The 6908-nt window shown below is 43.2% G+C and carries 5 protein-coding genes; all 5 read right to left on the reverse strand.

What is annotated here, in order from left to right; genetic code table 11:
- Positions 1–177: 177 nt before the first annotated feature.
- Positions 178–1686, reverse strand: coding sequence for an amidophosphoribosyltransferase (gene purF, locus Q7V21_RS08100; RefSeq protein ID WP_304916803.1), 1509 nt, complete (start codon positions 1684–1686; stop codon positions 178–180).
- 17 nt (positions 1687–1703) lie between these two features.
- On the reverse strand, positions 1704–2195 hold the full coding sequence (locus tag Q7V21_RS08105) for a CvpA family protein (protein ID WP_304916804.1): 492 nt from the start codon (positions 2193–2195) through the stop codon (positions 1704–1706).
- A gap of 112 nt (positions 2196–2307) precedes the next feature.
- Positions 2308–3027 (reverse strand): SPOR domain-containing protein, encoded by a 720-nt coding sequence (locus Q7V21_RS08110; protein ID WP_304916805.1) that lies wholly within the window; start codon positions 3025–3027, stop codon positions 2308–2310.
- Positions 3028–3055: 28 nt separating this feature from the next.
- Positions 3056–5491 (reverse strand): endopeptidase La, encoded by a 2436-nt coding sequence (gene lon, locus Q7V21_RS08115; RefSeq protein WP_304916806.1) that lies wholly within the window; start codon positions 5489–5491, stop codon positions 3056–3058.
- 145 nt (positions 5492–5636) lie between these two features.
- Positions 5637–6908: ATP-dependent Clp protease ATP-binding subunit ClpX (clpX, locus tag Q7V21_RS08120; protein WP_304916807.1), on the reverse strand; the 1272-nt coding region annotated here is incomplete at its 5' end.

Raw genomic sequence — 6908 nt, forward strand, 5'->3', positions numbered from 1 at the left:
CTCCCGTTATCTGTAAACCGCTATGAGCAAAACGAAACGGATCAATCTCTCTTGGCAATTGCTGATGCATAATCGACGGGATTATATAAGAATTGGTATCAAACAGCAAAAAGCTGTTTATTCCCGCTGAATTTAGCGGGAGTATCAGTAAACAAATTGCAGGAGGCAATGCGCTGGTTAGACATCATTATGCAGCTCAATGGTGACATTACCTTCTTCGCTGGTCTGTTTGGACATGTCATTACGCAGCGCATCGATGTAATACAGATAAGTCTCATCGATGTCACCGGTTATGTAATCCCCATCAAAACAGGAAGTATCAAAACGTTTAACATCACTTTTCTTGTTAATGGCCTCAACCAGATCTTGTAAATCCTGATAGATCAACCAGTCCACACCAAGCTCTTCAGCAATTTGTTCGACATTGCGATTGTGCGCAACAAATTCCGACGGTGATGGCATATCAATACCATAAACGTTAGGAAAGCGAACCGGTGGTGCAGCAGAGGCTAAATAAACTTTTTTGGCACCTGCATCGCGGGCCATTTGTACGATTTGTTGAGAAGTCGTGCCGCGAACAATTGAATCATCAACTAACAGAACATTCTTACCGCGGAATTCCAGATCGATAGCATTCAATTTCTGCCGAACCGATTTTTTACGCTGTTGTTGGCCTGGCATGATGAAGGTACGACCAATATAGCGATTTTTAATAAAGCCTTCGCGATAAACCACATCTAAATCATAGGCAAGTTGTAGTGCCGCACTACGGCTAGTATCGGGAATTGGGATAACGACATCAATATCGTGATCTGGAAATTCACGTTTAATTTTTTCAGCTAACTTGGTGCCCATACGCATACGGCTTTTATGCACGGAAATGCCATCCATCATTGAGTCTGGACGAGCAAAATAAACATATTCAAATATACAAGGCGATTTGATTGGGTTTTCAGCACATTGTTGACTATGAAAACTACCCTGCATATCAATAAAGATACATTCGCCAGGTTGTACGTCGCGCATTAATTCAAAGTCCAGCGTATCAATCGCTACACTCTCAGAAGCCACTACGTATTCGGTGCCTAACTCTGTTTCACGCTTGCCAATCACTGCAGGACGGATGCCATAGGGATCGCGGAATGCCAACATGCCGACACCGGCAATCATTGCAACAACGGCATAAGCACCTTTGCAGCGTTTATGTACTTCGGAAACCGCTTTGAAAATATCTTCCGGTTGCGGTTTAAGTTTGCCAGAGGTTTGTAATTCGTGGGCAAGTACGTTTAACAATACTTCAGAATCAGAGCCAGTATTAAGATGGCGACGATCACTTTTAAACAGTTGATCGGATAACAGTTTGGTATTGGTCAAGTTGCCATTGTGTGCCAACGCAATACCGAAAGGTGAGTTGACATAAAATGGTTGAGATTCTGCTGAATTGGAGCAGCCAGCCGTTGGGTAGCGTATATGCCCTATTCCCATTGATCCTTTAAGACGAATCATATGGCGGGTATGAAATACATCTTTAACCAGACCGTTATCCTTACGAAGATAAAATCGACCGGTTTGGTCGCAAGTCATAATACCCGCAGCATCCTGGCCGCGATGTTGCTGGACTGTCAGCCCGTCATACAACGCTTGATTGACTTCCGAGTGACCTACAATACCAATAATTCCACACATAAAATACCCTGCCAGGATTAGTTGAAGTTAACGTGTTCAGCGACGTCAGCTGGTAAAAACTGCTTGACCCAAACCGCTAGGTCTTCAAAATGTTGTAACAATAAAGAGTTTTGCCACCAGTTATCAGATGGCATGGGCGTTACACCTGCAGCCAACACCAGAATAGTGACGATTGCGACACCTCTAACAATACCGAAAATCACTCCAAGCGCACGGTCAGTGCCGCTAAGGCCAGTCTTCTCGACCAGCTGTGAAATCAAATGGTTAACCAGTGCTCCGAGTATTAATGTGACAACAAATAAGACAAAAAACGCGACAAATAAACGTATGGTAACTGTATCGATATAAGGTGTTAATAAACTGGCAAAATTGGCAAAAAACATAAAAGCGACCCAAATCGCCACTGCCCAGCTGATTAACGAAAGTACTTCTTTGACAAAGCCACGAACAATACTGATGCCCGACGAAATCAAAATAATGCCGATTATTAAATAATCTACCCAGTTCATTATGACTCCGCGTCAAGCAGCGTGTAAAAAAGAGGGAATTTTATCAGAATTGCCAAGGGTAACCCAATATATTTACACGTAACAGATTACAAACCGATGACTTTGTGACGCATTACGGGTATGGGAAAATCTGAGTATTTAAATTCAATTGATTACGTATTGACTCAGCCGTTTTTTCCAATGCCGCTCTATCTGTATTTGGCTGCAGTCTGACCCGATAAATAACCGTTTCACCACTGCGTGTCTGTTCGATCATTGGTTTGTAACCGATATCTTCTAACTGTTTTTTCAAGCTGTTTGCATTGGCTTCAACCGAAAAACTGCCTAATTGAAGGATCCAACGTGATGCTGGTTCTGTTTGTGAAGGTTCCGGTGTTCTCTCTACAGGAGCTGCAGGAGTTGGGGCTGGTTTTGGAGCCTCAACAATGGGGGCAGGAGCAGGCTTTGGTTCAGGTGCCGGTGTTGGAGCTGGAGTCGGTTTAGGAGTAACCGGTGCTGGTTTTGGAGCAACGACTTCCGGCTCAGGTACTACGGGGACCGTTACTACAGATTCCGTTGATGGTGCTGTTATTGTCGATTCATCTGTCGCTTCTGGATTAATATCGATAAAAGCTTCTTCACCTGAAATTGAATCGCCCCGGATATCATCATCGTCAGAAGCTTCTTGCATAGCCTCAATTATAGAAGAGAATTGAATAGGCTCTTCCTCTTGAGTTTGCCTTCCAGATTCAGTCTGGCTCACTTTGGATAAAACGATATAAGCGAGCACGGTGATGAAAAAGACCAGCAAAAGCGTCCCGATTAAACGCTGTTGTTGTTTCTGAGTCATCATAAATCTCCGCCGCTCGCTTTAATCAATTTTAATGCCGGTTTTGCGTATTAACTTCGTGGAAACTGGCTTGCTCTGGAGCAAGCACGGTGGCTGTATCCGGAGTCGGTAATGCTTTAGTTGGCATTTTTTGTAATGCTTTCTCCAGCACTTCATTAATCCAGCGCACCGGAATAATTTCCAAGCCGGATTTTACATTATCCGGAATTTCCCTTAAATCTTTCACATTATCTTTAGGGATCAAAACGGTATCAATACCTCCACGATGAGCGGCCAGTAATTTTTCTTTCAAACCACCAATCGCCAATACTTCACCGCGCAAAGTAATTTCACCAGTCATCGCCACATTCGATTTAACCGGTATCCCGGTAATCGCCGACACCAATGCGGTACACATACCGATACCGGCACTTGGACCATCTTTTGGTGTAGCACCTTCTGGCACGTGAATATGTAAATCGTGGCTCTGCAAATAATCTTCAGCAATGCCCCACTCTACTGCGCGTGAACGTACAACGGTGGTTGCAGCTTGAATCGATTCCTGCATCACATCGCCCAGCTTACCGGTATAACTGGCTTTGCCTTTACCGGGCATAACCGCCGACTCGATAGTCAATAATTCACCGCCAACTTCAGTCCAGGCAAGTCCGGTGACTTGGCCGATCCGATCATCTTCTTCTGCGACACCATATTGATAATGGTAAACACCAAGATAGTCTTCTAGGTTATCTGCAGTGACAACCACTTTCTCAGTAGGTGCATCGCTAAGGATTTGTTTGACCAGTTTGCGACAGATTTTGGATATCTCACGTTGCAGGTTACGTACACCGGCTTCGCGCGTATAGCGACGAATGATTTCCATAACCGCTTGAGCAGTAATTTCAATCTCATCTGCTTTTAAACCGTTATCTTTAATCGCTTTTGGTAACAAATACTGCAAGGCAATATTCAATTTTTCATCTTCGGTATAACCAGCAAGACGAATAATTTCCATACGGTCACGCAATGCATCTGGAATATTCAACGTGTTCGCTGTACAGACAAACATTACATCAGACAAATCGTATTCAACTTCCAGATAATGATCTGCAAAAGTCGAATTTTGTTCCGGATCCAAAACTTCCAATAACGCAGATGCAGGATCTCCACGGAAGTCCTGCGCCATCTTGTCAATTTCATCCAACAAGAACAATGGGTTACGAACACCTGTTTTGGAAATATTCTGAATCACTTTACCTGGCATAGAGCCGATATAAGTACGGCGATGACCACGAATTTCCGCCTCATCACGTACACCGCCCAGTGCCATACGACTGAATTTACGGTTTGTCGCACGGGCAATCGATTGGGCAATCGATGTTTTACCAACACCTGGTGGGCCTACTAAACATAGAATTGGACCTTTCAGTTTTTTAACGCGTTTTTGCACTGCGAGGTATTCAATAATACGTTCTTTAACTTTTTCAAGGCCATAGTGATCTTCATCCAGCACTTGTTGTGCATGCTCCAGATCCAGAGTCACACGTGAGCGTTTTTTCCAGGGTACTTCGAGTAAATATTCAATGTAGTTACGCACAACTGTTGCTTCGGCAGACATCGGCGACATCATTTTCAATTTTTTAAGTTCTGACTCGGCCTTATCCCGAGCTTCGGTGCTCATGCCTGCCGCAGCGATTTTCTCAGCTAATTCTTCGACTTCATTACCGCTGTCATCAAGCTCACCCAGCTCTTTCTGCACAGCTTTAAGCTGTTCATTCAGATAGTATTCGCGCTGACTTTTTTCCATCTGTTTTTTGACACGATTGCGAATGCGCTTTTCGATTTGCTGAATATCGATTTCTGATTCCAGATAGGCCATCAACTTCTCGATACGTTCTTTAACGTCAGACATTTCCAGCAGAAGTTGTTTATCTTCTAACTTTAAGGTCATATGCGCAGCAACGGTATCTGCCATACGCGCAAGATCCTCAATGCTTGATAAAGAAGCAATAACTTCAGGTGGAATTTTTTTATTGAGTTTAACGTACTGCTCAAACTGTCCCAGCAGTGTACGCATCAACACATCAGCTTCACGCTGATCAGGATGTTCATCAATAAAGGTTGCGACTTCTGCTTCCAGAAACGCATTGGTATTGTCATACAAGGCAACTTTAGCCCGCTGCGTACCTTCCACCAGAACTTTTACCGTACCGTCAGGTAATTTCAGTAATTGCAGAATATTTGCCAAGGTACCAGTTTCATAAAGATTTTCTGGCGAAGGAGAATCTTCACCTGAATCTTTTTGCGCTACCAGCAGGACTTGCTTGTTTTCATCAGTTGCATGTTCCAATGCTTTGATGGATTTTTCACGCCCAACAAATAAAGGAATAACCATATGCGGATATACGACAACATCACGCAATGGCAACACAGGTACTTTTTGCAAGGCATTGTCATCAGTTGATGTAGCTTTTAATTCATTTTCCATCAATGCAGACCTCTTAAGGGAGTCAACAGACACGTTCATCGTGTGCGTGAAAACAATATGGGGACAGGCATAAAGAAATCAAGCGTTCGGTGATACCGAACGCATTAATATCTGCCAAAGTGTTTAAAGAACAATCAGGTAGAAGTTATTTATCACCTGAAGCAAGATCAGCAGGTTGATCTTCGTAAATCAATATTGGCGTGTTTTCACCGTTGATAACACTTTCATCCACTACCACTTTGGTTACATTATCGAGAGATGGCAGGTCAAACATGGTATCTAACAGTACATTTTCAATGATGGATCGCAGACCACGTGCACCGGTTTTACGTTCCATTGCTTTACGAGCAATTGCACGAAGTGCATCAGCTCTGAACTCAAGTTCACAATTTTCCAGTTCAAACAATTTTTCATATTGTTTGGTTAAGGCATTTTTCGGTTCAGTTAAGATCTGTACCAAAGCGGCTTCATCAAGCTCTTCTAGGGTAGCAACAACTGGTAGACGGCCAACAAATTCCGGAATCAATCCGTATTGGATTAAATCTTCTGGCTCAACCACTCTTAACGCTTCACTTGAAGGTGCATTGGTATCAACGCTCTTCACATCAGCAGAGAAACCTATGCCACCTTTGTGAGTACGGTTGCGGATAACTTTATCCAAGCCAGCAAATGCACCACCACAAATAAATAGAATTTTGCTGGTATCAACTTGCAAAAATTCCTGCTGAGGATGTTTTCTACCACCTTGAGGCGGTACTGAAGCAATCGTACCTTCAATCAATTTCAACAAGGCCTGTTGAACACCTTCACCGGATACATCACGAGTTATCGAGGGATTGTCCGATTTTTTGGAGATCTTATCGATTTCATCTATGTAAACGATGCCTGTTTCAGCTTTTTCTACATCGTAATCACATTTCTGCAACAGTTTTTGAATGATGTTTTCAACATCTTCACCGACATAACCAGCTTCGGTTAGCGTAGTGGCATCAGCCATGGTGAAAGGCACATTCAACTGTCTGGCCAATGTCTCGGCCAGCAATGTTTTACCACTGCCGGTCGGTCCAATTAACAGAATATTGCTTTTAGAGAGTTCCACATCATCGTTTTTGGTGCCGTGGCGCAAACGTTTGTAATGGTTATATACCGCTACCGATAAAACCCGTTTGGCTTTTACTTGACCAATAACATAATTATTGAGAGCAGAATCTATTTCATGTGGCGAAGGCAATCTGGAATCGGCTTTGCCGTCGTTTTTTTCTTGAAGTTCTTCGCGGATAATATCGTTACAAAGCTCTACACACTCGTCGCAGACAAATACCGATGGACCCGCGATCAATTTTTTTACTTCATGCTGACTTTTACCGCAGAATGAACAGTAAAGTAATTTGTCGTCGTTTTTTTTGTCGTCGCTCAT

The organism is Methylophaga sp., from assembly GCF_030651745.1.

Coding starts and splice junctions, on each gene's coding strand:
- purF (WP_304916803.1), bottom strand. CDS start 1,686: ATGTGTGGAATTATTGGTATTGTAGGTCACTCGGAAGTCAATCAAGCG.
- Q7V21_RS08105 (WP_304916804.1), bottom strand. CDS start 2,195: ATGAACTGGGTAGATTATTTAATAATCGGCATTATTTTGATTTCGTCG.
- Q7V21_RS08110 (WP_304916805.1), bottom strand. CDS start 3,027: ATGATGACTCAGAAACAACAACAGCGTTTAATCGGGACGCTTTTGCTG.
- lon (WP_304916806.1), bottom strand. CDS start 5,491: ATGGAAAATGAATTAAAAGCTACATCAACTGATGACAATGCCTTGCAA.